A 22,805-nucleotide genomic window follows, 5' to 3' on the forward strand; every position below is an offset into this window, starting at 1 on the left:
CCGGCGCCAATCCTTGTTTCGCTATATTGAACGCGTGCCCGCCGCCACCGATCCCCGCTACGCCAGCAGCCTCGCCCACGGCCTGGCGCTGCTCGACGCATTCGCCGACGCGCCGGCCGGCCTGTCCAACAAGCAGCTGGCCGAGCGCACCGGTCTGTCCAAGGCCAGCGTCTCGCGCCTGAGCACATTGCTGCTCGCGCGGGGACTGCTGCTGTTCGACGCCGGCACGCGGCGCTACCGGCTGGGCAGCACTGCGCTCACGCTGGGCTACCCGCTGCTGGCCAGCCTGGGGGTGCGCCGGCTCGCGCGGCTGCCCATGGGCCTGCTGGCCGAGGAACTCGGCGGCGCGGTGTCGCTGGCCATGCGCAAGCACCACCAGATGGTCTACGTGGAGACCTGCCGCTGGCACCAGCCTTCGGCCTTCCTGCCCGACGTGGGCGCCACCCTGCCGCTGCTGGCCAGTGCCGTCGGCCGCGCCTGGCTGGCCAGCGCCGCGCCCGGGGAGCGCGCCGAGGCGCTGGCCGCGCTGCGCGCGCACGCGCCAGCCCAGCTGGCGGCCTGGGCGCCTGCGCTGGCCCAGGCCGGTCGCGATTTCGCGCACCGCGGCCTGTGCTTCTCGCCCGGCCATTTCCACAGCGGGGTGCACGCCGTGGCCGTGCCGCTGGATGTGCGCCTGGGCGGCGAGCGCCTGGTGCTCAACTGCGGCCTGCCGGCCCGGCGCCTGGCACCGGGCGAGCTGGCCGGCCTTGTCGCGCCGCGGCTGCTGGCCCTGGCCCGGCGCATCGAGCAGGAATGGCGGGCCGAATCCAGCGGCGCTGCGCCGCCCGCCCCCTGGCCAGCGCCGCCGGCGCCAGCACCAGCGCGGCGGCGTGCCGGCGAGGACGCTGCCCATGCCGCGGCGCAGACGCTGGCGCGCGGCCTGGACCTGCTGGCCTGCTTCGAGCCCGGCGACGAGGTGCTGGGCAATGCCCAGCTCGCGCGGCGGCTCGGCCTGTCACCGCAGACCGTGGTGCGGCTCACCTACACGCTGGTGCAGCTGGGACTGTTACGGCGCGACCCGCTGGGCAGCAGCGGCTACCGCCTGGGTGCGGGCACCGTGGCCATCGCCTACCCCATGCTGGCCGGCCTGCGGCTGCGCGCGCTGGCGCGGCCGGGCATGCTGGCGCTGTCGCAGAAGATCGGCGGCGCGGTCTCGCTGGGCCTGCGCCACCAGGCCGGCATGGTCTACGTGCAGACCGCCTGGCGCACCGACGGCCGGCTGCTGCCGCCCGACACCGGCGCCGTGATGCCCATGCTGGCCACGGCCATGGGCCGCGCCTGGCTGTGCGGCGCGCGCCCGGCCGAACGCCGCGCCGTGCTCAACGAGATCGCCGTGCGCGACCCGGCCGCGGCGCGCCGGCATGCGGGCGTGGTGGAGCGCGCCATGGCGCAGTTCGCGCGCCACGGCCACTGCAGCTCGCGCGATTTCCGGCCCGAGATCGAGGCCGTGGCCGTGCCCTTCACGCAGCCCGTGGACGCGATCCGCTTCGTGCTGAACTGCGGCGTGCTGGCGCCGCAGCCGCTGCCCTCACGCACGGTGCTGGCACTGGGCAGCGCGCTGACCGAGCTGGTGCACGCGCTCGAAGCCTCGCTCGCGGCTTAGGCGCGCGGCGCGCGGCGGCGCAGGCCGACCAGCCCGAGCAGGCCCGCGCCCAGCAAGGCGATCGAACCGGGTTCCGGCACTTCGATCGCCCGGCTCGTGATCGCCAGGTTGAAGTTCACGGCCGTCGACATGAACTCCTGCGTGGTGAAGCCGATGCAGCCCGAACCCGCGCCGGCAGCCGCGCAAACGGCGTCGTCCAGGGTGTTCAGCGCGGGTGCCGCGAAGAAGCTCACGAAGTACTCGAAGCCGTCGTAGACGAAGGCCTCGTTCAGCGAACCGGAGATCACGAAGATGTCGTCGCAGGCGACCGCGCTTTGCACCACGCAGGTGCCGGGCGTGTTGGGCGTCTCCGCGAAGTTGATGGTGTAGCTCGCCAGGTAGGAGGCGTAGGGCAGGCCCGAGCCGCTGGGACGCAGCTGCAGCTGCGCGTCGATCTGCGTGGTCAGCAGCGAGACGCTGTTGCGGCCGAGGTTGCCATTGTTGACATGGGTGTAGGTGTTCGCGAGCTGCGAAGCGCCGTCGGTCACCAGCACGCCGCTGCTGGGCGTGGCCGAGATCTCCAGCGCACTGCGGTTCACGCCCACGCTGCCGTTCGCCGCGCCCCAGCTGATCTGCAGGTTGGACGGAGCCACCGTGCCGTTGCTAGACGCGCGTCCGGACGAGAACGTGGTCGCGGCCGCGTTGAAGGCACTGTCGACCACGTAATCCCACTGCATCACCTGCGATGCGAATGCCGGCAGGGCTGAAAAGGCCGCTGCGGCAAGAAGACCTGATTTCACCAATTTCATTTTCTGCTCCGGGTTATCGAAATCATGGGGTGCCGATACCGTTTGAAACAAGGGCCGGCCAACCCGTTACGCGGAAATCGCTCGCGCGGCCTCGCTTTTGAGCCGGGTTTCCAGCCAATGCGAATGCGGTCCGTGCGCGGCCAGGGCCTGTGCCAGCCGCTCGCGCAAAAGCCACCGGTTCATTTGCGAACCTTCCATCCATTCGCAATCGAAACGACGCTGGCCGACGTGCAACGAATTGGCATCGCACGAGATTCTGATTTGCTGCACATGGTCCATGGCGAAATCGTCCAGAATTTCAAGTCCAAACCCGGGAATCTCCGCGAGCCCGCGGTATTCAATTCTGCTTTTGCAAAGCCCGGTACATGGCACTGCCAATCACGCCGTGCACCTGCGTGGTGGGATGCAGCACGTCCCAGAACAAAAATGGGGGCAAGAACGCCTGGAAATTCACGTCGACGCAGGTCGCGGGATTGCGGAACAGGCAATCTGCCGCGCCGCTGCCGGGCGCCAGATATTCCAGCGCCGGCAAATCCGTCACCACCTGCCCGCTGCCGACCACCGTGGCCCCGAGCGCGAAGACGTCAAGCGACACGATGCGCGCGGCCGGCAGCTCGCGGGCCAGCCGGGCCAGGGTGCTTTGCAACAGCGCGTTGTGCGCCTGGCTCAGCTGCGTGAAGGCCGGGCCGGCATTCTGGACCTGGACGAACGGCGCAAGTCCCATGTCAGCCAGGTTGGGCACCAGGAACGCACGCGCGCCCATGCCATAGAGCTGCCGCACCGCCGTGACCACATTGCTCACCACCGCCGAGGGGCTGCTCGTCAGACCCTGCAGATAGTCGTTCGATCCGCTCCAGACCACGTACAGCGCATTGGCCGGCGCCTTCTTGCCGGCCAGCAGCGTGTCGAACATCTGGACCTGGCCCAGCAAGCCAGGCACGGTGAAACCCAGGGGCGAGTGCGAACTGATTCCGGTGGTGGAGCCGCCGAACGCGAAACTGACACCGGATTTCTTCACGCGGCTGTCCAGAACCAAGGACGGGGTCAGTTCAGACCCGTTCTTGCGGTTCATCAAATCCCAGAGATATTCGACAGCGACCGGCCCGTTGGTATAACGCCCCTGCCAATACGATGCATACGGCGAGCGCGATGGCGGCAATGCGGGCACCATTTGCTGCGCCGTCGTCGCGACCAGGGAATTTCCCGTGTCCGACAGGCTGTCGCCGAAGACATACAGCTCCTGGTAATTGGCGCGCCCGGCCCAGGAAATCTGGGTCACCCCGATTCCGATCACGACCAGCAGGCTGCGGCAAAGGTTTTTTACACGGAATTTCATTGGTTACCTTTTCGGGGGGCGGCGCGACTATAAGCCGCCGGGCACCCCGCCGGCCTCGCCCCTGCGCTGCTTACAAAAAAAGAAGGATTTGTCTTACAAATTGAATTACCGGCCCTAGCCGCCCGCGCCACGTGGTTTTTCGATGCGCCAGGCACTGCCCCTCGCCAGCCGACGCTGGTACTAGGCATTCGCATTTCGTCGGCCGGGCCGGCCGGCGCGAATCGCGGCCGGTGGATTTCAGGTCCGCGCCGGGCCGTCCAGCCAGCGCAGCCGCTCGCGCGCGCCGCTCCACAGCATGAGCCGCACGTCCAGCGCGTCGGCCAGCGCCGGCGCCATGTGCGTGCCCAGCCAGCGCAGGCGCCGGCCCGCCACCTGCACGTAGCCCAGGCCGTAGCGCCGCCCCAGCGCCTGCCAGAGCGCGTGCGCGCCGGGCGACTGGCGCGCACCGCTGACCAGGCAGATGCCGCTGTCCAGCGCCCAGGCGTAGACGGCCGAGGCGATGCCGCGGCGCTGGTAGGCCGGCAGGTAGCGCGAATGCGGCGAGCGCACATGCGGGTCCACGGCGCGGCCCACTTCCACGAGCCGGTTCAGCACCGTGGTGCCGGCCAGGCAGCCGGCCGCCATGTCCTCCACGTAGACGTAGTGCTCGCCATCGGCCTGCCGGTGCCACAGCCGCAGCCCCGGCATGGGGCCGGGCAACAGCAGGCTGGTGGCTTGCAGCGTGCCGTCGGCCAGGCGCCCGTGCAGGCCTTGCAGTTCGCGCGCCAGGCCGTCCAGCGGCCGGTCCACGTCGATGCGCAGAAAGGTCCACGGCGCCAGGCAGCGGCCCAGCCGTCCGAGGGCGCCGGGCAGCGGCGCTGCGGCCATGGGCGCGGCCGGCCATGCCAGCGCGGCGCTCATGGCAGCGGCCTGGCGTCGGCAGGCTGCGGTGCGAGCACGGACGCACCGCCGGGCGGGGCGGGCCAGGCTGCGCCTTGCGCCGCGTCCAGGCGCGCGCGCGCCACCCGCGCGCCGGGCTCCGGCGTGGGCAGCCACAGCACGTCGCTGGCCACGCGCGCGGCCAGCTGCCGCGCCAGTGCCGGCCGCAACAGGTCGGCCCAGCGGCTGCGCCGCGGCTTGCCCACGACCAGCAGCGAGGCTGCGCGGCTGTGCTGCGCATGCAGCAGCCGCGCGAGCGCCGGGCCCTGCAGCACCAGCGCCTGGCCCGCGGGCAACCCGGCCTGCACGAGCTGCTGGCCCAGGGCCAGCTCGGCGCGCCGCCGGGCGGTTTCCATCCACGACTGCACGGTGGCCAGCGGCAGGTCGGCCGCATGCAGATGGCGCTGGATCGTCGGGTCCAGCACATGGCAGGCCAGCACCGCGCCAGGCCGGCACAGCCAGCCGGCCGCGTGCAGCAAGGGCCCGGCGGCCTCGGCGTCCGGGCCCGTGGCCACCAGCGCGCAGCGGTGCGCCGTGCCGGCCGGGCGCCGCACCAGCAGGACCGGCACGCCCGCCTCGCGCAGCAAGCGCTCGGCCAGGTTGTCCTGCCACCACCCTGCCGCCCCCGCCGGACCGGCCGACACCGGCACGACCACCAGGCTGGCCGTGCGCACCTGCTGGCGCAACAGCGCACCGCCCTCGCCTTCCAGATCGACCGCCACCGCCGGCCGGATGCCGATGGCGGCGGCCATGCTGCCGGCCAGATCGGCCAGCGCCGCGCGCATGCGCACGGGCGGCGCACTGGGGCCGTGCCGCGAGGCGGGGTGGCTGTCGGGCAGCGCCATCGGCGCCACCAGGCTCAGCGTGGCGCCATGCGCCCAGGCCAGGCGCGCAGCGCGCCAGCCCGCCTGCACACCGGCGGCGGACGCGTCGACAACGGCAAGGATCTGCCGCAACTGCATGGGAACTCCTTCATCGCACAGGGTGCGAACGCAACGACCACCCCCGGCGCGCGGACGCACCAGGGCCTTGGGGCGGTGGGGGCCCGGCGATCGGCAGCGAGGAAGGGGAAGTGCTTCTGGTGCGGACCGCCGGGCTCAGGAATGGCCGGCGGTTCGGCGCGGAGCGGCGCACCGGGCCAGCACGCTGCGCGCGCGGCAGGGCCGGTCGGCTTGCGGGCGGGCGTGGTGGGAAGGCATGGGCGCGCAGTCTAGGCGGCCTGGGCGCTCGGTGCGGCCATGGCCCCACGGTCCTTGCCAGATTGGAAGGCCGCAGGCCGCGCTCAGAGGCTCTCGCCGGGCACGCGCCAGCGACCGCCCAGCAGGCGCCGCACCGTCGCCAAGGCGAGCGTCTCGGCCGAGGGCGGCACCGGCTCGGGCGCCGTCCGCCCCACCCCAGCCGCCGCCACCGCCGCACCGATGGCTTGCAGCACCGCACGCATCTGCGCGTTGTCCTGCACCCAGCGGGTGAACCACGCCAGCCCCATGGCCGCGGCGAGCGCCGCGCCCAGCACCAGGCTGAGCGGGTCGTAGCCGCCCGTGCGCTGTTCCGCCGGCGTCGGCGCGGGCGGCACCACGGGTACGGCAGGGCGCGCCGCCAGCTCGAGCGCCGCCACGCGCTCGCGCAGCCGGGCCGCTTCGGCCTTGGCCTCCACCAGTTCCACCATGGCGGCCTTGAACTGCGGCGAGGCCTGCAGCTCGCGCAACTGCGCCTCGGTCAGCTGGGGCCCAGGTGCCAGCGCCAGGCCCAGCAACAGGCCCAGCACCAGCGCGAGCAATGCCGCCAGCCACGCCCAGCCGCGGGCCGGCGCCGCGCCGCCTGCGGCCGGCGTGGGCTGCCCGGACCGCAGCACCTGCACCAGCGCGGCAAGCGCCGCCAACACGCACAGCCCCGTGAGCACCCAGGCCAGCCACCCAGCGGACTGGAACTTCAGGCCGATGCCCTTGCCGAGGTTGATTTCCACCGAGGTCGGCAGGTTCGCGGGATCGACCGTGCACTTCTCGACCGGCGCCGGTGGCGGGCACACGGACGGTGGCGCCGTGGCGCTGGCCGTGGCGCTGGCCGGGGCGACCGGCACGGGCGCCGGACTGCAGTAGACGAAGTTCTGCAACTGCAGCGGCGTGGCCTTGGCCGCAGGCGCAGCCGGGGGCCGGGCGGCGGGGCGCGGCGGCGCGGCCTGGCAGGCGGGCGGCCCGGGCACGGGGCCGGCCGCATCGGCCACCGCGCCGACGGCGGCCAGCGCCGCTGTCCCCACACAGAGCAGTTGCAAGAACCGCCGCATCCTGTCGGAGCGAAGACACTGCACCATGGTCCCTCCCGTGGCCGCCCGGCTGGGCTGCGCGCAGCGTACCGCAGCCGTGTGCCGGCTTCCTCCTCCAACCGATGGACGGATGGGGCGGACGCGGTGGCGCCGCGTTCTCAGCCTTCGCGCAGGAAGGCGATCAGGGCGTCGTTGAACTCGCGCGGGTGCGAGGTGTTGAGCCCGTGCGGTGCGCCGGGCACCGTCACCAGCTTGCTGTGCGGCACGGCGCGGTGCGTGCGCAGGCCCGAGCCTTCCACAGGCACGATGCCGTCGGCATCGCCGTGCAGCACCAGCGTGGGCACGGTGAGCTTGGCGAGGTCGTCGCGGAAGTCGGTGGTGCCGAAGGATTCCATGCAGGCCAGCGCAGCCTGCTGGTCGGACTGGCGGCACAGCGCCACCGCTTCGGCGCGCTGCTGCTCGCTGACCATGAGCCGCCCGCTGGCCGAGAAGAAGTCGCGCGTGAACTGCTCGAAGAAGGCATCGCGGTCCCGCTCCAGGCCCTGCTTCATCTCCTGGGCCTTCTCGGGCGTGAGCGGGCCCTCGGGGTTGCCCCGGCCCTGCATCATGAAGGGCGGCACGGCTGCGGCGAACACCACGCTGCGCAGGCGGGCCTGGCCATGGCGCGCGACATAGCGCGCCACCTCGCCGCCGCCCATGGAGAAGCCGACCAGCGTCACGCCCTGCTGCAGGCCGCATTCGTCCAGCACCTGGGCCAGGTCGTCGGCCAGCTGGTCGTAGCCATAGCCGCTGGCGGGCTTGGCCGAGCGGCCGAAGCCGCGCCGGTCGTAGGCCACGACGCGGTAGCCGGCAGCGGCCAGCAGCGGCACCTGGGCCTGCCAGGCCTGGGCGGACAGCGGCCAGCCGTGGATCAACACCACCGGGCGGCCATTGCCGCCGCTGTCCTCGATGTGCAGGCCCACGGGCCTGCCGGCCACGGCCTTGCCGGCCGCTGCGCCGCCCACCGCACCGGCGACGCCGCCAATGGCGCCGCCCACGACCACGCCCGCGGGGCCGCCCACGACCGCGCCGACGGCGGCACCCGCCGCGGCTCCGGCCAGCACGCCGCCGCCAGCGAGCGTGCTGCCGGCCTCGCGCGTGGCCTCGGCCGGGAGCTGCGGCAGCTGCGCACCGGGCCGCGGGTCTTGGGAAGGCACGCCGTAGCCCGGGCGGGCCTGGGCCGCGAGATCGGCGTCGGCCGCGTCGGGCGGGCTGGGTGGGGTGATCGGGGTCGGGGTTTCGGGCATGGTGTTCTCCTGCTGTCTTGCCGGCGGGCCGGCAACAGGCGGCCCGTCCACCAGCGTTGTAGAAGCCTGACCATGCCCGCGGCGCCGGCTGGCACAGCATCAGGCCGTCAGACGTTGAGCCAGTGGCTGCGCGCCCGCGCGCCTTGTAGCTGCCAGCCGCCGCCGAGGCCAGCGTCGGCCAGTGCCTCGCCCGGCTCCTGCGATGCCCCTGGGCCACCAGCAGACACCTGCCCACTTGCTACAGTGCGCCGCTGTTGCACAAGGGAGCCCCAGGCATGGCAGGTATGTTGGCGATCGTGGTGTCGTTGTTGTTGTTGATGTTCTTCGCGTACCGCGGGGTCACGGTGCTGCTGCTGGCACCGTTGATGGCCGCGCTGGCCGTGCTGCTGTCTGGCGATGCCGCGCTGCTGTTGCCGATTTACACCAGCACCTTCATGCCCGCGCTGGCCAACTACGCGATGGCCTTTCTGCCGATTTTCCTGCTGGGTGCGCTGTTCGGCCAGCTCATCGCCGACTCGGGCGCGGCCCACACGCTCTCCAGCTGGATCGTGCGCGTGGTCGGCCAGCGCCATGCGGTGGTCGTCGTGGTGGCGGCCTGCGCGCTGTTGACCTATGGCGGCGTTTCGCTGTTCGTCGTGGCCTTCGCGGTCTACCCCATCGCCAAGGATCTGTTCCGCACGGCGCAGATTCCCAAGCGGCTGATCCCGGCGGCCATTGCGCTGGGTTCGTTCACCTTCACGATGACCGCCCTGCCCGGCACGCCGGCCATCATCAACGCCATCCCGGTCAAGTACTTCGGCACCAACGGCTTCGCCGCGCCAGGCCTGGGCCTGATCGCCGCCGCCATCATGCTGAGCGGCGGCCTGTGGTGGCTGCAGTCGCGCGTGGCGGCGGCGCGCCGGGCCGGCGAAGGCTATGGCGAGCATGAGGACGAGCAGGCCACCGCGCCCGCCGACGCGGCCATCAGCACGGCCGACATGCCGGTCTGGCAGGCCCTGCTGCCGCTGCTGCTGGTCGTGGGCATCAACGCGCTGTTCACCTACATCGTGTTCCCGGGCATGGACCTCGGATTCATGCGCGAGGCCTTCCCGAATCTGAACACCGCCACCAGCACCGGCCTGTGGTCGCTGATCGTGGCGCTGGCCGCCGCCTGCACGCTGCTCGTGCTGATGCGCCTGGGCCATTGGGCGGACCTCAAGACCAGCGTCAACAAGGGCGTGTTCGGCTTCATGCTGCCGCTGTTCAACACCGCATCGGAGGTGGGCTACGGCGCCGTGGTCGCCGGCCTGGCGGGCTTTGCCATCATCAAGCAGGCGGTGCTCAACGTCTCGCCCAACAACCCGCTGATCTCCGAGGCCATCGCCATGAACATCCTGGCCGGCATCACGGGCTCATCCTCGGGCGGCCTCAGCATCGCGCTGGAGGCGCTGGGCGCGGACTACCTGCGCATGGCGCAGGAGGCCGGCATCAGCGCCGAACTGCTGCACCGCGTGGCCGTGATGGCGGCCGGCGGCATGGACACGCTGCCGCACTGCGGGGCCATCATCACGCTGCTGGCGATCTGCAAGCTCACGCACCGGCAGTCGTACCTGAACGTCGCGGCCGTGACGATGGTGTTCCCGCTGGCGGCGCTGGTGACGGTCATCACGCTGGGGACGCTGTTCGGCAGCTTCTGAGGCCGCAGAGCCTCACGCAGACAGCAGGTCCACATAGGCCTGGTAGCCATAAACGCGGTTCTTCTTCTGCCCCGTGAGTTCGGTCACGATGCCCAGCGCCTCGAGCTGCCGCACCGCGGCGCTGGCGGTGGGAACCGTCGTCTCCAGCCGCTGGCGCACATGTTCCACGCTGAAGCGCGGCATCATCGGCAGCAACTCGAACAGCCGGTAGCTGGCCGACCCGGCCTGCGGCGAAGCCAGCAGCCGCCTGCGGTCTGCGGCGATCAGGCTGGCCACGTCGATGATGTTGCGCTCAGCCTCGGCCGCTGCCACGGCCACGCCCTCCAGGAAGAACGCCACCCAGCCCTCCCAGTCGCCCTCACTGCGAACGGCCGACAGACGCCGGTAGTACTCGGCCTGGTGCCGCTGGAGGTAGCCGCTCAGGTACATCAGAGGCTGCTGCAGCAGCCCCCAGTGCTCCAGCAGCGCTGCGATCAGCAGCCGCCCGATGCGCCCGTTGCCGTCCAGAAAGGGATGGATGGTCTCGAACTGCGCATGGACCAGCGCAATGCGCGCCAGCGGCGGCAGGTCTGGCGTCGGCGCATGGACAAAGCGTTCCAGGTCTGCGAGCAGCGCCGCAACCTGCTCGGGCGGGGGCGGCACGAAGGCCGCGTTGCCCGGCCGCGTGCCGCCGATCCAGTTCTGCGAACGGCGCAGTTCGCCGGGCTGCTTGCCGGCACCGCGCGCGCCGTCGAGCAGCAGCCGGTGCGCCTCGCACAACAGCCGCACACTGACCGGCAGGCCCTGCGGATCGCGCAGTTGCCCCTGCACCCAGCGGAAGGCGCGCAGGTAGTTGGTGACCTCCTCCACATCGTCGGTGTTGCCGATCTTGAGGCCCGCCTCCTCGTCGAACAGGTCGGTCAGCGTGGCCTGCGTGCCCTCGATCTGCGAAGTAAGCAAGGCCTCCTTGCGGATGGCGCTGTAGAGCAACCAGTCGACCGACGGCACGAGGCCCGACACCCCGGCGAGCCGCGCAAGGGCGAGCTCCGCGTGCCGGCTCTGGTCGATGAAACAGTTTGGCGCCAGTGGCGGATCCGCTGGCGGCAGAGGCTGCGGCACAAAAGCGCGCACAACCTCACCCAAGGTCGTTGTGATCGCGTAAGTGCCGGTGATACGGGGCATGGAAAGCAAGCTTTGCGATGGGCAGGGTCAAATTAAAGCATTCTTTAATTTGAAGCGAGTCCATGAAAGAAGGCTTTCACATGATCGCCGTCCATGCCGGTCACCGTCGCCGCCGCAAGCATCGGCCGATGACGGCGCGCGCGCTGGAGACGCTGTTCGGCAGCGCCTGAAGGCCACGGCGCCGCCAGCCGCCGCCATGGGCGTGACGGACAACCGGACGACCCAACGCCTCAGCTTGCCTTGCGCCGGCGCATCAGCAGCAGGCCCGCCAGCGCCGCGCCCATCAGGGCGGTCGTCGCGGGCTCGGGCACGGACGTCACCGTGACCTCGTCCAGCGACAGGAAGCCGACCGGGTCGAAGAAGTCGAAGCTCAGCGTCATGTTCTCCGCCGTGGTGAGGCCGCTGAACTGGTAGACCACGTAGTCGCTGGCCACGGGATCGGTGATCGACAGCAGCGTCTTGCCGCCGAAGCTCACCGTGAAGCTGCTCGGCATGCCGCCATCGGGCATGAACGCGAACGCCAAGGTCCAGGTCTTGCCGATGCTGCCGACATCGATGGTCTGCGCGATCCCGCCCTGCGACGAGAAGGGGCCGAAGTAGGCGCTGCAATTGCCCGCATACACGCTGGCGCCGGGCCCGGCGCACTGCACGCCGTTGAAGTCGGACTCACCGGTCTGCGTCCAGCCGGAGAAATCGCCGGTCTCGAACCCGCCGTTGGTGACGAGGTTGGCCTGCGCCGGGGCCGCAAACACCGCCGTGGCGGCCAGCGCGAGGCCTGCGATCGACGAACCGATTTTTTTCATGCTCATTTCCTTCAGTAGACAAACAAAACGGGTGCGGCGCGCCATCACACCGCGGTGACCGTCACGCGGCCGCCCTGGTAGGAGATGCGGAACTGCCGCCCGCCCGACGGGAAGCTGGCGCCCTCGGGCAGGCCTGCGAAGGTGCCGAGGATGCTGCTGGCCTGGATCAGCGTATAGCTCTCGCCCGCGTTCGGCGCCACCGCCGCCGACAGGCTCAGGCTGCCGCCCAGCGCCACGCTGCCCGAAGCCACCAGGCGCGAGGACACGCCGCCGCCCTTGAGCGTGGCGGCGAACGCGCCGCCCAGGCCGATCTTGGCCGTGGTCGCACGCAGCACATCGCCCGCGGCCACCGTCACATCGGCCACCACGGCGGTGACGCCCGCGGCCTCGGCCGCGGTGACGCCCGGCGCCAGCACGCCGCCGCTCATGACGACGATGGCGCCCGCCACCGTGCCCGTGCCGCCCAGCGTGCCGCCGCTGGTGACCGTCACGCCCGAGCCGTTGGTGCCGACCACCGACAGCTTGCCGCCCGCCACCGTCGAGCCGCCCGCATAGCTGTTGTTGCCCGTGAGGATCAGCGTGCCGCTGCCGGTCTTGGTCAGCGAGGCCGTGTACTGGCCGCGGTCGATCTTGCTCTGGATGTAGTCCGCGCGCGCGTCCATCCACTCCTTGCGCCAGGCCACCGCATTCGCATAGGGGATCTTGTCGTAGGTCTCGGGCCGGCCGTTGGTGATGGCCTGGATGGCCGGGTCGTTCAGCAGGCCCTGGACCATGAAGGCCTGCGGGCTCAGCGTGCCGTTCTGGTTCAGCACGTTGGGGCCGAAGGGGCCGGCCAGCGCGATGCCCTGCTGCTTGTAGCTGGCCAGCCACTGGCGGTCTTCCTGCTCGCGCTGCTTGACCGCGACCTGGCCGATGTCGTTGGACCAGACGTCCAGCGGGGCCTTGTTCATGGCGTAGACCATGGGGGCCAGGAACTGACGCGGGCCGTGCACGCCCTTGGCCAGATCGGGAATGCCCCAGCCCCAGCGCTCGTCCGGCAGGCCGTCGGGTGCGGTCCAGGCGATGGAGGCGCCGGTGGGCGAGGTCTGGCCCGTGCCCAGGAAGCGCACGCCGTCGGACATGCGGTTGTTGGCCGTGGTCAGCATCACGTCACGCACCTGCTTGGCGTCCATGTTCGGGAAGCGCGAGAGCAGCACACCCATCACCGCGGTGGCGACCGGCGTGGCCGGCGAGGTGCCGCTGGAGTTGGAGTAGTTGGTGTCGCCCGCGCTGCTCGTAGTGCGCACGCTGTTCGACGGGGTGGACACGGACCACCACTTGGCCAGCCCCGCCTCGTTGTAGCCGAACTGCTTGGTGTATTCCGGGTTGGCCGCCGTCGGCGGCTGCACGCCGCCCACGGCCACGAACTGGTTCTCCGCCAGCGGGTTGAACAGCGGGTACGCGGGGCGGAAGTACGGGTTGCTCCAGTCGTTGTTGCCGGCCGAGCGCACGTTGACGGTGCCGGTGACCTTGATGGCCTCCCAGATCGCGTCCATGAACGAGCGCCCCGGGTAGGCCGGGTTGTACTGGATGCCGCCGGCCGAGTAGGTCTTCTTGGTGAAGAAGTACTGGTACTCCAGATCCTTGAAGGTCTCGTTCGGGATCATGGTCGCCATCGCGGCGGGGTTGGCGCTGTCCTTGCCGGCGATCTGGTACGCATTGGCCAGGTTGCCGTTGGCGCCCAGGTCGTTGCCCGACGCGTCGAACTGCGTGCGGTTCAAGGTCTGGACATAGGAGCCCCAGCTGCTGTTGATCACCTGGGCGCCAGCATCCACCAGGGCCTTGTTGGCCGTGTACCAGTACACGTAGTCGTGGAAGGGGCCGTGCGACTGCGTGTCGGAGCCGCCGGTCTTGGCCACGACCATCTTCGAGGCGAAGGCGATGCCGTGCTGGTCCAGGCCGTCGCGGATGCCGGAGGTCACGCCCAGCATGCCGGTGCCGTGCGAGTAGTCGCTGGTGCGCGCCTGGTCGCCATCGACCACGAAGGCCTCGCCGGCCGTGAACGGGTTGCCCGGCGTGGGCGTGCTGCGGTAGCCGAAGCCCGAGGTGGCATAGACGCCGCCGGCCCGCACCGGCGCGATCATGGTGGTCTGGAAGCCCTGGTGCGTGGTGCGGTAGCCCGAATCCATCATGCCCAGCGTGACGCCCTGGCCGTAGTAGCCCAGCGCGTAGGCCGTGGACGCGTTGACGGCGACGAGCTGCCACGGGGCCGTGATGGCCGTGCCACTGCCCAGCGTGCCGAAGTAGGTGCCGTACTCGGGCGTCTCCCAGCTGGCCTTGGCGCCGGGCACTTCGGCCGCGCTGCGGGCGACGAAGCCGGGGTCGCCGGGGTAGGACCACTGGTTGGCGCCGGCCGGTGCGGCCAGCAAGGCCAGCAGCGACAGGCAGGCCAGCTGCACGTGCATGTTTTTCAGCGCCGGTGGCGTGGCGCGTGGGCGCCGTGCGCGCGCTGTGCGCCGTGTGCCATGGCTGCGGATTTCCTGGTACATCCCTGATCCCTCAATTGACGTTGGACTTGGCGGGCTGCCACGCGCAGCGGACATGCCACGCAAGGCCGGTGCGCGCATGCAGCCCTTCTAGAGGACAAGACCCTCGTGGCTTGCAGCGCACGATCCGTGCCATCGGTGAGAACTCGATTTGCGTGGGATGCCACGGGTCTTTACGAGCTGCCGCGAGTTGGGGAATGGCTGCTGCGTTTGCACCTCTGAGGGCCGCCGGCACATGCATGGCCGAGGCACAGGGGCGGTCGCCGCTTCTGTGCAAAGGAGCCGGCCGGCCGGTCGGAGGCCCTGGCCGGCGGGTCGATGGCGACGCGCGACGAAGCCCGCAATGGACGGTTTTCCGAACGACCCGCACGTCAACGTTCGGCCACCCGAACGGAAACTGGAGCGGCGCGCTCCCGCCGCAGCAGCTGTCTGCAAGGCGGACGAAAGAGAATGCTGGGTGGCTCAAAAAAACCACAAGGTGCACAAAGCCGGCGCCGGCGGGCGTGTAGGGTGCCGCGAAGGCATGCAGCGCCGTTTAGCTGGTCCACTGACTCCGTGTGCTTCCTGCACTGGGCCGCGTCGATCCGCTGGAGCCGATGCCGCCGGCTGGCCGTACGTCCTCTTGGTGAGTCGGAAACCACGGAGCCAGGCTCCTGCCTGTGCGGTCTGCCCCCAGCCGACAACCCCGTCGCCGGAGTGGGAACGCGCCTGCCACCGGCCGCACAGCAACCTTGATGCCTGCACCGTTCCACTACCCGATGGGCTATTTGCAAGGTCCGTAGTTCGGCCAGCACATTCCCGACTCGGGCGCGGCGGACACGCTGTCTTGCCGGACCGTGGGCGTGTCGGCCAGCGCCATGCAATGTCGTGGGGCTAGCGGGCCTCGCAGAGGCTTCGCTCCACCTTGGTCATCCGGCGCCACGTGTCAACAGGCCGCTTGGCAAGTGCCACTTCCACCAAATGGAGGAAAACGGATGCGCTGAGATTTCAGTGGATGTACAAATCCCTTCTAGGATTGTTTCAGAAGGTTTCTGAATCGACCCCCTGTACGCGAGGGAGAAGACTCCGCACCAGTGCTGCGCAGAAGATCTGAGCAATTTATCGCTCCAATCTTGTAAAAAAAGAGCCATTTATTTCAACGCGAATTTCTTCCGTTGCGAAACCGAGAATATGAGGCATTGCTCGTTTGATGACAAGAATTAAGAGAAAACCTCTTATAGCCGAAGCAATAAAGAAATAAAGAGATGCAGTTCAAATCAGTTCCGGCTTTCCTCATTTTTCTTGGATCTTACTTCCCCTTAGCTCTAATACTTGCGCTGCAGGACGTGAGCGAAAAAACATGGGAGTCTAATTTATGCAAGAAGCTCACTGAATGCGTTTTACCAGAATTCAATCATCCAGCGCTTTCATCTTTCGGACTACTTTTAACTGGATTTTGCTTGGTTCTCACGCTCTATGTTATTTCAAAAATTCGTTACAAATATCCTTTAAAAGTCGTTGAGTCGAAACCAATTCCCGGGGAACTTATAAGCTACAGCTTCCCATATATCGTTTCATTTATGGGGGTTGACTATAGCTCCCCCGGAAAAATTGCAGGATTGGCAGCGTTCTTAATTTGGCTCTTCCTGATTACATACAAAGCACGCCAAATAATAATGAATCCAATCCTCTTGATATTTGGCTGGAGCTTGTACGAGGCAAAAATATCGACAGGAAAACACGAGCGCAGTGTCAAAATTTTGAGCAAAACATTGATTCCGCCGGGAGTCTATATCTGCCAAGAAATCCAAGGAAGTTACATTACTCTCGGAGAAACCGATAATGCCTGATTTTTCTGCTTGGAGAACGTTCGATTATGATTCCGCAACTGTCCAGCTCTGGGTCTTCAAAAAGAGTACAACAGGGCTTAAATTCCGAGCGTGGCACGTCAGAACTGACGAAACAATTGAGGCCCTGTTTAAAGAAACTATCAAACGAGAAGTCAACGCCACAAATGAAAAATTTGCGTACACTGCAATTGCACAGAACAACGAAGCGAGCTGCCTAGTACACGCGCTTGAAGATAGCGAAAATCTTATTACGCTACTAAATCTAGTTGATTCCCCCGAAGCCGAAAATACAGATGCCGAACTCAAGCACCTTAAGGGCGCTGCGGGTTATCTTGTGAAGTTTCAGAGCGGCGAACGCACCGTTTATGCAGTTCGCAGAACTGCCCCCAACTGGAAGCCAAGAGTTCGCAGCAGTCTAATTAACGCTATTTTCAAGAACGGCGAACTCTCCGCAACACCTGAAGAGACATTCTCTTTCGATTCGTTCTTCGATTTTTATTGCATAAATGAAACCGTGCTCGTCAAATCGAAGCGTGCCTATGAAAGCACAATGTCTGAAAAAAAGAGCTATCAAAAGAATTTCGATAGTCTTACTCTCGATCCAAAATTCACCTCAATATTTTCCGACATAATTCCACTGAAAGAATATGTTGGAACTAATGCCATGCAACTTCGAAGAATCACGGTGATTCAGCAGAAGGCCGTATATCTCCGAGAGGAATTTCCCGAGCGAGTTAGATTGGTGAACGGCACCCGAAATTATGGACTCAATTTCGACGCCGAGGGCAGAATAATAGTCTGCAGCAAGACCGCCAAAACGGTAATGCAAATACTTCTAGATCATCGCCTGCTTAGCGAAATAACAGACAGTATATATGATGTACAGGATACTGAGGCTGTTAAATGAGCGGCCCAACCAAACTTCTACCATTGCATATAAATGAAGATTATCTCAATATTCAACAATAAAGGTGGAGTCGGAAAAACGACATTGACTTTCCATCTTGCACATGCGCTAGCTGAGCTTGGGCACAAGACGCTGATAGTTGACATGGATCCTCAATGCAACGTCACCATATTAGGTCTTGGGGAAACGACGCTAGCACGCGTTTGGCACGATGAGGAAGATTTCATTGACGATTTCGCTGCGGCGTACGGGAAAATGCCTCCCGCAGATTTCGAGAAACTAATGAAGTCGCCGCGATCAATTCATTTTCTGCTAAAGCCGACAGAAAACGGACTATCCGACCTCACAACATTCTCCCCGCCCTTTGCACTGGCATCTAATCTGCACCTCATTCCGGGGCGACTGACGATGCATATGTATGAAGATGTCATATCGCGTCGCTGGAGTGATGTGTATCAAGGCGACCCACTTGCCGTGAGGACGATGACAAAAGCCCGAGATATTGCAGTCAACTACGCAAAGATGTACGGGTACGAATTTGTGATTATGGACACATCGCCCAGCCTCGGAGCATTAAATAAGTTGCTCATCTCGACCGCTGATGGATTCATGATTCCCTGCATGCCAGACATGTTCTCACTATATGGAATCAAGAATATCGGCAATGCACTTACGGCATGGAAGAAGCAATTTGACACCATTTACCATTTGCTTTCCTCCGACAAGCGAGCCGCCTTTCCCGCATCTTTCGTGAAACTTCTTGGTTTCACACTTTTCAATGCCAAAAAATACACAGGCGGCGAATGGGATCTTGCGACTGCGCACTACAACTTTGCCCAGCAAATCCCGGGGGCAATTCGGAACTATATTCAACCAGAGATACGAGACCTCTTGCCTGACGACGTTTTAACCAATCCAATTGGAAAAACGGCAATCATGCATACGCATAACACCATGCCTGCAATGGCTCAGCGATACAACACTCCAATGTGGCTTGTTCCCAGAACAGCATCTGGAGCAGATGCGAGCACGGTCGGAGGAAACCGATCGACTTACGAGGATACACAAACCAAATACCATACTTTCGCAGAAGATTTTCTTTCACGCGTGAATTTTCTAGGTTAATTCATCAAATGGAAAATCTCGACAATTCCATCGCTGCCCTCACCCGCTTCGACGCCCTCAATCATGAACTGACAATTTTCATGAAGGCAATTGCGGATTGGCTCTCGACTCATCCAAGCTTAGTTGGTGGTAAATTTCCACTGCTACACACGGTTAAGTCAAGAGTAAAGGACAGAGAACATTTGAGAGAGAAGATAAACCGCAAGCAAGAGGAAGGCATACATGTAGACGGAAATAATCTTTCGCAAGAAATTACGGATTTAACGGGGGTGCGTGTTCTACATATTCACCAAGAGCAAGCCAAAAATATTCATGCGGCAATCATTCATAAAATTGACGTACTGAAGGACTGGGTCTTGCACGAGCCGCCGAAAGCGTATACCTGGGATCCAGAATCAAAGCGATTCTTTGAAGAAATGGGCGTTGCCGTCGAAGTGAAAGAGTCCTTCTATACCAGCTTGCACTATGTGGTCCGCCCCAAGGAAGGTTCTCCCTTAGTTTGCGAAATACAAGTCCGCACCCTGTTCGAAGAGATTTGGGGGGAGGTTGACCACTCGTTGAACTATCCCGTAAAGTCGAAAAGTCTCGCTTGTAGGGAGCAGCTACTTGTACTCGCGAAAGTAGTGGGGGCCGGAAGTCGGCTGTTAGATTCAATATTTCGAACTGAGAACCCCGTTGTGCTGCAGCCTATTGTCAAATCAGCGCTAGAAACTAATTTAAAAGAGGACAAAGCGGGGGCGCTTGTAGATATTGCGATGCCCGTTCCAGTCGTCACGGGATACGCAAAATAGTTATGTACTAACTTTCGATCTTTCCGCCATCCCCTCCACCAAGGCCCTCCCCCCCAACCCCAACGGCCTCTCCCGCGACCACACCACGTCCACGCAGAGCGCCATCCCGTTGTCCAGCGTCTTGAGCGGCAAGGCCACCAGCCGCTCCCGGTCCAGCCGCTCCTGCACCAGGCTGGTCGGCAGCCAGCCCCAGCCCAGGCCGGCCTCGAGCAGGCTCATCGCGGCCTCGGGGCTGTCGGTGTGCCACACGTGGCGGCCGAACACCACGCGCGGGTCGGCCACGCCGGCGTCGCGGCCCGCGATCACGATCTGGCGCGTGTTGGCCAGCTGCAGCGCGCCCAGGCCGCCCGGCTGATCGGCCTCGCCCAGCAAGCCATGGCCGGGCGCCACCACGGCCAGCAGCGTCTCGTTGCCGACCTGGCGGAAGGCCTCGCGCCCGTCCAGCCGCGGGCGCTCGAACACCAGGGCCAGCTGCGCGCGGCCGGTGTGCAGCATGGCCAGCGCATCGGCCTGGGGCGAGACCAGCACTTCCACGTCCAGCAACGGATGCTCGGCCGCCAGCTGCGCCAGCGGGCCGGTCCAGCGCGACGACAGCAGTTCGGGCGTGATGGCCAGAGTGAGCCGCTCCTCCAGCCCCTGCGTGAGGGCCAGCGCATGCGCGTCGAGCGCGCGCAGCTGCTGCGCGAGCTGCCGGGCCTGCGGCTCCAGCGCGCGCGCGGCGGCCGTGGGCTGGGGCTCGCGGCCGCTGCGGTCGAACAGCGGGATGGCCAGCTCGGCCTCCAGGTTGGCGATGGCCATGCTGACGGCCGAGGGCACACGGCCCAGCGAACGGGCGGCGGCGGAAAAAGAACCCTGGTCGAGCACGGCCAGGAACAGCAGCACGTTGTCGGAAGTGAACACCATCGCCGCAATCTATCAGCTGCGCTGACATGAGTTGACTTTTTCTTTCAGCCGGCGCGCCATAAAGTGCCGGCCATGCAAGGCATTCAACGCAAGATCGTCTACGTCACCCTCTACGAAGGGATCGCCATCCTGTGCGCCAGCGTGGGCCTGGCCGCCATGTCCGGTGCGGGCGCGGGGCAGTCCACGGTGCTGGCCACCATCGCCTCGGCCATCGCCATCGCCTGGAACCTGGTGTTCAACACGCTGTTCGAGGCCTGGGAGAAGCGCCAGCCCGTGCGCGGCCGCTCGCTCAAGCGGCGCATCGCCCATGCGCTGGGCTTCGAGGGCGGGCTCGCGTTCATCCTGGTGCCGGTGTTCGCCTGGTACCTGGGCGTGGGCCTGTGGGAGGCCCTGCTCTACGACGCGGCGCTGCTGCTGTTCTTCCTGGTCTACACCTTCGTCTTCAACTGGGGCTTCGACCGCGTATTCGGCCTGCCGGCCTCGGCCGCGGCGCAGCCGGCCTGAACGCGGCGACGGCGCCGTTCAGAACGTCGCACGCGGCAACTGCTTCTCGGTGAACACCAGGTAGGCCCTGGCCTCGGCCGGGATCTCGGGCAGCGTGGCATTCCACTGCGCCCAGGCCTCGCGCAGCGCGGCGAACTGTGCGGGTTCGCGCTCCTTGCGGTTGGCGCGCTCGCGCGGGTCGGTGTCCAGATCGAACAGGTAGTCGTGGCCGTCCACGCTGAGGTACTTCCAGCGCCCGCGCATCGCCACCTTCTGGGCGCGGTGCGTCATGCGCCAGAACAGCAGGCGTTCGGCGCCCTGCTGCGCGGCGGCCGCATCGCCGGCCAGCAGCGGCAGCAGGCTCGCGCCGTCCAGCGGGTAGCCGGGGTGCGGCGCGGCGCCGGCGGCGGCCAGCATGGTGGCCGTCCAGTCCATGGTCTGGTTGGGCGTGGCGCACACGCTGCCGGGCGCGATCACGCGCGGCCAGCGCGCGAGCAGCGGCACGCGGATGCCGCCTTCCAGCAGGTCCATCTTCTGGCCCACGAGCGGCCAGTTGTTGGCGTAGCGCTCGCCGCCGTTGTCGCTCGTGAAAACCACCAGCGTGTTGTCGGCCATGCCGCGGCGCGCCAGTGCGTACAGCACCCAGCCGATGCCCTCGTCCATGTGGTGCACCATGCGCTGGTAGGTCTGGAGCGAACCGCCGTCGGTGTGCTTGCCCACGCCGGCGATGCGGCGCGATTCGGCGGCGTCGTCGCGCGTGAGCCAGGGCCAGTGCGGCGCGCTGTAGTGCAGGCTCAGCAGGAAGGGCCGGTCGGCCGGCTGTTCGTCGATGAAGCGCACGGCCCTGCGGCTCAGCAGGTCGGTCAGGTAGCCCTCTTCGCGGATGGGCGTGTCGTCCTGCCAGAGGTCGGGCTGGCCGCGCGGGTTGCAGTGCGCGAAGTAGTCGTTGCCGCCCGCGTGGAAGCCGTAGAACTGCTGGTAGCCCGACAGCCTGGGCGAGAAGTGGGGCGGGTAGCCCAGGTGCCACTTGCCGAACAGCGCCGTGGTGTAGCCCGCAGCGGCCAGCAGCGAGGCCAGGCTGGGGTGCCCGGGCGGCAGGCCCAGCACCTTGTCCTCGGCCACGGTGGGGATGGGCTCCTCGGCGCCGCCGCGCAGCCGGTACTGCCAGCGCCCCGTGGCCAGCGCGAAGCGCGTGGGCGAGCACACGGCCGAGTTGGCGTAGCCGCGCGTGAAGCGCATGCCCGCGCGGGCCAGGCGGTCCAGGTTCGGCGAGACATCGGCGGGCCGGCCTTCGGCGTCGCGCGCGCCCGTGCAGCCCAGGTCGGCATAGCCCAGGTCGTCGGCCAGGATGAAGACGATGTTGGGGCGCGGGGCGCCGGGCCTGGCGCTCATTGCAGGGTGATGTTGCTGCGGTGGGCCAGCGCGTTGAACTTGCTCAGGCTCTGCACCACGAAGTCCTGCGTCTGCGCCGGGCTCAGGCTGCCGGGCAGCTGGCCCGCGGCCTCGAGCGCCGCCTTCACCTCGGGCGTGGTCAGCGCCGCGGCGATGGCCGCGTGCAGCTTGCCGACCACGGCGGCGTCCGTGCCCGCGGGCACGGCGGCCACGAAGAACTGCGTGGCGTCGTAGCCCTTGAGGCCGGCCTCGGCCATGGTCGGCACATCGGGCAGGCTGGGAATGCGGAACGGCGTGGTGACGGCATAGGCGCGCAGCTTGCCGGCCTTGATCTGCGCCAGCACCGGCGTCACGCCCAGCATGCCCAGCGAGACCTGGCCGCCCACCACGTCGGTCACGGCCTGGCCGCCGCCCTTGTAGGGCACGTGCACCATGCGGGTGCCGGCCATGGTGTTGAAGAGCTCGCCCGCCAGGTGCTGGCCCGTGCCGGTGCCCGAGCTTGCGAAGTTCCAGCGGTCGGGCTCCTTCTTCATCGCGGCGATGAGGTCCTTGAGCTGCGGCGGCGTGCCCGCAGCCGCGCCCACGAAGACGATGGGGCCTTGCGACAGCAGCGCCACGGCCGCCAGCTCGCGGCCGATCTCGGGCTGGCGCTGCGCATGCAGCACGGGGCCGGGCACGGTGACCAGGGTGTAGCCGTCGCTGCCGGCGCGCGCGGCGTACTGCAGCGCCAGCGCGCCCGAGGCGCCGGGCCGGTTGTCGACGACGATGGACTGGCCGATCCGGTCTGCCACCACGCGCGCCACGGCGCGCGTGAGCACGTCGACCGAGCCGCCCGGCACGAAGCCCACGATCCAGGTGATGGGCTTGGCCGTGGGCCAGGGCTTGGGGGCTTCGGCGTGCGCGGCGAGTGCCGCGAGCGCGAGGGCGCAGCCGGCGAAGGCGCGGCGGGTGAAGACGGAACGCAAGGTCATGGCGGTTCT

The 22,805-nt window shown here is 66.8% G+C and carries 20 protein-coding genes; 7 read left to right on the forward strand and 13 right to left on the reverse strand.

Features of this window, described 5'->3' with window-relative positions; genetic code table 11:
- Positions 1–34 precede the first annotated feature (34 nt).
- On the forward strand, positions 35–1,642 hold the full coding sequence (locus IE209_RS34355; protein WP_189688709.1) for an IclR family transcriptional regulator: 1,608 nt from the start codon (positions 35–37) through the stop codon (positions 1,640–1,642).
- On the opposite strand, the gene IE209_RS20210 is transcribed toward IE209_RS34355, so the two are convergent.
- The 7 genes from IE209_RS20210 to IE209_RS20240 form a co-directional block, all read right to left on the reverse strand.
- A complete protein-coding gene (locus IE209_RS20210; protein ID WP_189688710.1) occupies positions 1,639–2,430 on the reverse strand; it encodes a THxN family PEP-CTERM protein in 792 nt (263 codons plus the stop codon). The genes IE209_RS34355 and IE209_RS20210 overlap by 4 nt on opposite strands.
- A 66-nt stretch (positions 2,431–2,496) precedes the next feature.
- On the reverse strand, positions 2,497–2,709 hold the full coding sequence (locus IE209_RS20215) for a hypothetical protein (RefSeq protein ID WP_189688711.1): 213 nt from the start codon (positions 2,707–2,709) through the stop codon (positions 2,497–2,499).
- 58 nt (positions 2,710–2,767) lie between these two features.
- On the reverse strand, positions 2,768–3,766 hold the full coding sequence (locus IE209_RS20220; RefSeq protein ID WP_189688712.1) for an SGNH/GDSL hydrolase family protein: 999 nt from the start codon (positions 3,764–3,766) through the stop codon (positions 2,768–2,770).
- A 237-nt stretch (positions 3,767–4,003) separates the two neighbouring features.
- Positions 4,004–4,666 carry an N-acetyltransferase gene (locus IE209_RS20225; RefSeq protein ID WP_189688713.1) on the reverse strand — a complete coding sequence of 221 codons (663 nt, stop codon included), beginning with the start codon at positions 4,664–4,666 and terminating at the stop codon, positions 4,004–4,006.
- On the reverse strand, positions 4,663–5,646 hold the full coding sequence (locus IE209_RS20230) for a universal stress protein (RefSeq protein ID WP_189688714.1): 984 nt from the start codon (positions 5,644–5,646) through the stop codon (positions 4,663–4,665). The genes IE209_RS20225 and IE209_RS20230 overlap by 4 nt, the downstream gene beginning before the upstream one ends.
- A gap of 320 nt (positions 5,647–5,966) precedes the next feature.
- Entirely contained in the window at positions 5,967–6,953 is a 987-nt protein-coding gene (locus tag IE209_RS20235) for a hypothetical protein (RefSeq protein ID WP_189688715.1), read from the reverse strand.
- A gap of 149 nt (positions 6,954–7,102) precedes the next feature.
- Complete coding sequence (locus IE209_RS20240; RefSeq protein ID WP_189688716.1) at positions 7,103–8,230, reverse strand: alpha/beta fold hydrolase; 1,128 nt, start codon at positions 8,228–8,230, stop codon at positions 7,103–7,105.
- 275 nt (positions 8,231–8,505) lie between these two features.
- Here IE209_RS20240 and IE209_RS20245 point away from each other — a divergent pair, with 275 nt between their 5' ends.
- Entirely contained in the window at positions 8,506–9,906 is a 1,401-nt protein-coding gene (locus IE209_RS20245; protein ID WP_189688717.1) for a GntP family permease, read from the forward strand.
- A gap of 12 nt (positions 9,907–9,918) precedes the next feature.
- Here IE209_RS20245 and IE209_RS20250 read toward each other — a convergent pair whose 3' ends face one another.
- From IE209_RS20250 to IE209_RS20260, 3 genes are all read right to left on the reverse strand, one after another.
- On the reverse strand, positions 9,919–11,067 hold the full coding sequence (locus tag IE209_RS20250; RefSeq protein WP_189688718.1) for a Fic family protein: 1,149 nt from the start codon (positions 11,065–11,067) through the stop codon (positions 9,919–9,921).
- Positions 11,068–11,297: 230 nt separating this feature from the next.
- Entirely contained in the window at positions 11,298–11,870 is a 573-nt protein-coding gene (locus IE209_RS20255; RefSeq protein WP_189688719.1) for a PEP-CTERM sorting domain-containing protein, read from the reverse strand.
- A gap of 44 nt (positions 11,871–11,914) precedes the next feature.
- Positions 11,915–14,314, reverse strand: coding sequence for a S8 family serine peptidase (locus IE209_RS20260; RefSeq protein WP_189688720.1), 2,400 nt, complete (start codon positions 14,312–14,314; stop codon positions 11,915–11,917).
- Between the two features lie 1,325 nt (positions 14,315–15,639).
- Between IE209_RS20260 and IE209_RS33930 the strand changes: the two genes are divergently transcribed.
- The 4 genes from IE209_RS33930 to IE209_RS20280 are packed head-to-tail and all read left to right on the forward strand — an operon-like array spanning position 15,640 to position 19,047.
- Positions 15,640–16,224 (forward strand): KwaA family protein, encoded by a 585-nt coding sequence (locus tag IE209_RS33930; RefSeq protein ID WP_229882954.1) that lies wholly within the window; start codon positions 15,640–15,642, stop codon positions 16,222–16,224.
- On the forward strand, positions 16,217–17,131 hold the full coding sequence (locus tag IE209_RS20270) for a Kiwa anti-phage protein KwaB-like domain-containing protein (protein ID WP_189688721.1): 915 nt from the start codon (positions 16,217–16,219) through the stop codon (positions 17,129–17,131). The genes IE209_RS33930 and IE209_RS20270 overlap by 8 nt, the downstream gene beginning before the upstream one ends.
- Positions 17,132–17,164: 33 nt before the next feature.
- Positions 17,165–18,256 carry a ParA family protein gene (locus IE209_RS20275; protein ID WP_189688722.1) on the forward strand — a complete coding sequence of 364 codons (1,092 nt, stop codon included), beginning with the start codon at positions 17,165–17,167 and terminating at the stop codon, positions 18,254–18,256.
- 8 nt (positions 18,257–18,264) lie between these two features.
- On the forward strand, positions 18,265–19,047 hold the full coding sequence (locus IE209_RS20280) for a RelA/SpoT domain-containing protein (protein WP_189688723.1): 783 nt from the start codon (positions 18,265–18,267) through the stop codon (positions 19,045–19,047).
- Here the strand turns inward: IE209_RS20280 and IE209_RS20285 are convergent, their stop codons facing one another.
- Positions 19,048–19,950: a LysR family transcriptional regulator gene (locus tag IE209_RS20285; RefSeq protein ID WP_189688724.1), complete on the reverse strand. Its 903-nt coding sequence runs from the start codon at positions 19,948–19,950 to the stop codon at positions 19,048–19,050. It lies immediately after the preceding gene.
- Positions 19,951–20,022: 72 nt separating this feature from the next.
- Between IE209_RS20285 and IE209_RS20290 the strand changes: the two genes are divergently transcribed.
- The gene (locus IE209_RS20290; RefSeq protein WP_189688725.1) at positions 20,023–20,454 is read left to right on the forward strand and encodes a PACE efflux transporter; all 432 of its coding nucleotides are present in this window, start codon (positions 20,023–20,025) and stop codon (positions 20,452–20,454) included.
- Between the two features lie 18 nt (positions 20,455–20,472).
- On the opposite strand, the gene IE209_RS20295 is transcribed toward IE209_RS20290, so the two are convergent.
- Together IE209_RS20295 and IE209_RS20300 are read right to left on the reverse strand one after the other, a co-directional pair.
- Positions 20,473–21,825, reverse strand: a complete 1,353-nt coding sequence (locus tag IE209_RS20295) for a sulfatase-like hydrolase/transferase (protein WP_189688726.1) — start codon at positions 21,823–21,825, stop codon at positions 20,473–20,475.
- Positions 21,822–22,796 carry a Bug family tripartite tricarboxylate transporter substrate binding protein gene (locus IE209_RS20300; RefSeq protein ID WP_189688727.1) on the reverse strand — a complete coding sequence of 325 codons (975 nt, stop codon included), beginning with the start codon at positions 22,794–22,796 and terminating at the stop codon, positions 21,822–21,824. The genes IE209_RS20295 and IE209_RS20300 overlap by 4 nt, the downstream gene beginning before the upstream one ends.
- Between the last annotated feature and the right edge of the window lie 9 nt (positions 22,797–22,805).

It is taken from the genome of Pseudorhodoferax aquiterrae (assembly GCF_014652235.1).
GTDB lineage: Bacteria > Pseudomonadota > Gammaproteobacteria > Burkholderiales > Burkholderiaceae_C > Pseudorhodoferax > Pseudorhodoferax aquiterrae.

What these genes read in the sequence shown, in the direction of transcription:
- IE209_RS20210 (WP_189688710.1), bottom strand. Translation starts at nt 2,430, where the DNA reads ATGAAATTGGTGAAATCAGGTCTTCTTGCCGCAGCGGCCTTTTCAGCC.
- IE209_RS20215 (WP_189688711.1), bottom strand. Translation starts at nt 2,709, where the DNA reads ATGGACCATGTGCAGCAAATCAGAATCTCGTGCGATGCCAATTCGTTG.
- IE209_RS20220 (WP_189688712.1), bottom strand. Translation starts at nt 3,766, where the DNA reads ATGAAATTCCGTGTAAAAAACCTTTGCCGCAGCCTGCTGGTCGTGATC.
- IE209_RS20225 (WP_189688713.1), bottom strand. Translation starts at nt 4,666, where the DNA reads ATGAGCGCCGCGCTGGCATGGCCGGCCGCGCCCATGGCCGCAGCGCCG.
- IE209_RS20230 (WP_189688714.1), bottom strand. Translation starts at nt 5,646, where the DNA reads ATGCAGTTGCGGCAGATCCTTGCCGTTGTCGACGCGTCCGCCGCCGGT.
- IE209_RS20240 (WP_189688716.1), bottom strand. Translation starts at nt 8,230, where the DNA reads ATGCCCGAAACCCCGACCCCGATCACCCCACCCAGCCCGCCCGACGCG.
- IE209_RS20245 (WP_189688717.1), top strand. Translation starts at nt 8,506, where the DNA reads ATGGCAGGTATGTTGGCGATCGTGGTGTCGTTGTTGTTGTTGATGTTC.
- IE209_RS20250 (WP_189688718.1), bottom strand. Translation starts at nt 11,067, where the DNA reads ATGCCCCGTATCACCGGCACTTACGCGATCACAACGACCTTGGGTGAG.
- IE209_RS20255 (WP_189688719.1), bottom strand. Translation starts at nt 11,870, where the DNA reads ATGAAAAAAATCGGTTCGTCGATCGCAGGCCTCGCGCTGGCCGCCACG.
- IE209_RS20260 (WP_189688720.1), bottom strand. Translation starts at nt 14,314, where the DNA reads ATGCACGTGCAGCTGGCCTGCCTGTCGCTGCTGGCCTTGCTGGCCGCA.
- IE209_RS33930 (WP_229882954.1), top strand. Translation starts at nt 15,640, where the DNA reads ATGCAGTTCAAATCAGTTCCGGCTTTCCTCATTTTTCTTGGATCTTAC.
- IE209_RS20270 (WP_189688721.1), top strand. Translation starts at nt 16,217, where the DNA reads ATGCCTGATTTTTCTGCTTGGAGAACGTTCGATTATGATTCCGCAACT.
- IE209_RS20275 (WP_189688722.1), top strand. Translation starts at nt 17,165, where the DNA reads ATGAAGATTATCTCAATATTCAACAATAAAGGTGGAGTCGGAAAAACG.
- IE209_RS20280 (WP_189688723.1), top strand. Translation starts at nt 18,265, where the DNA reads ATGGAAAATCTCGACAATTCCATCGCTGCCCTCACCCGCTTCGACGCC.
- IE209_RS20285 (WP_189688724.1), bottom strand. Translation starts at nt 19,950, where the DNA reads ATGGTGTTCACTTCCGACAACGTGCTGCTGTTCCTGGCCGTGCTCGAC.
- IE209_RS20290 (WP_189688725.1), top strand. Translation starts at nt 20,023, where the DNA reads ATGCAAGGCATTCAACGCAAGATCGTCTACGTCACCCTCTACGAAGGG.
- IE209_RS20295 (WP_189688726.1), bottom strand. Translation starts at nt 21,825, where the DNA reads ATGAGCGCCAGGCCCGGCGCCCCGCGCCCCAACATCGTCTTCATCCTG.
- IE209_RS20300 (WP_189688727.1), bottom strand. Translation starts at nt 22,796, where the DNA reads ATGACCTTGCGTTCCGTCTTCACCCGCCGCGCCTTCGCCGGCTGCGCC.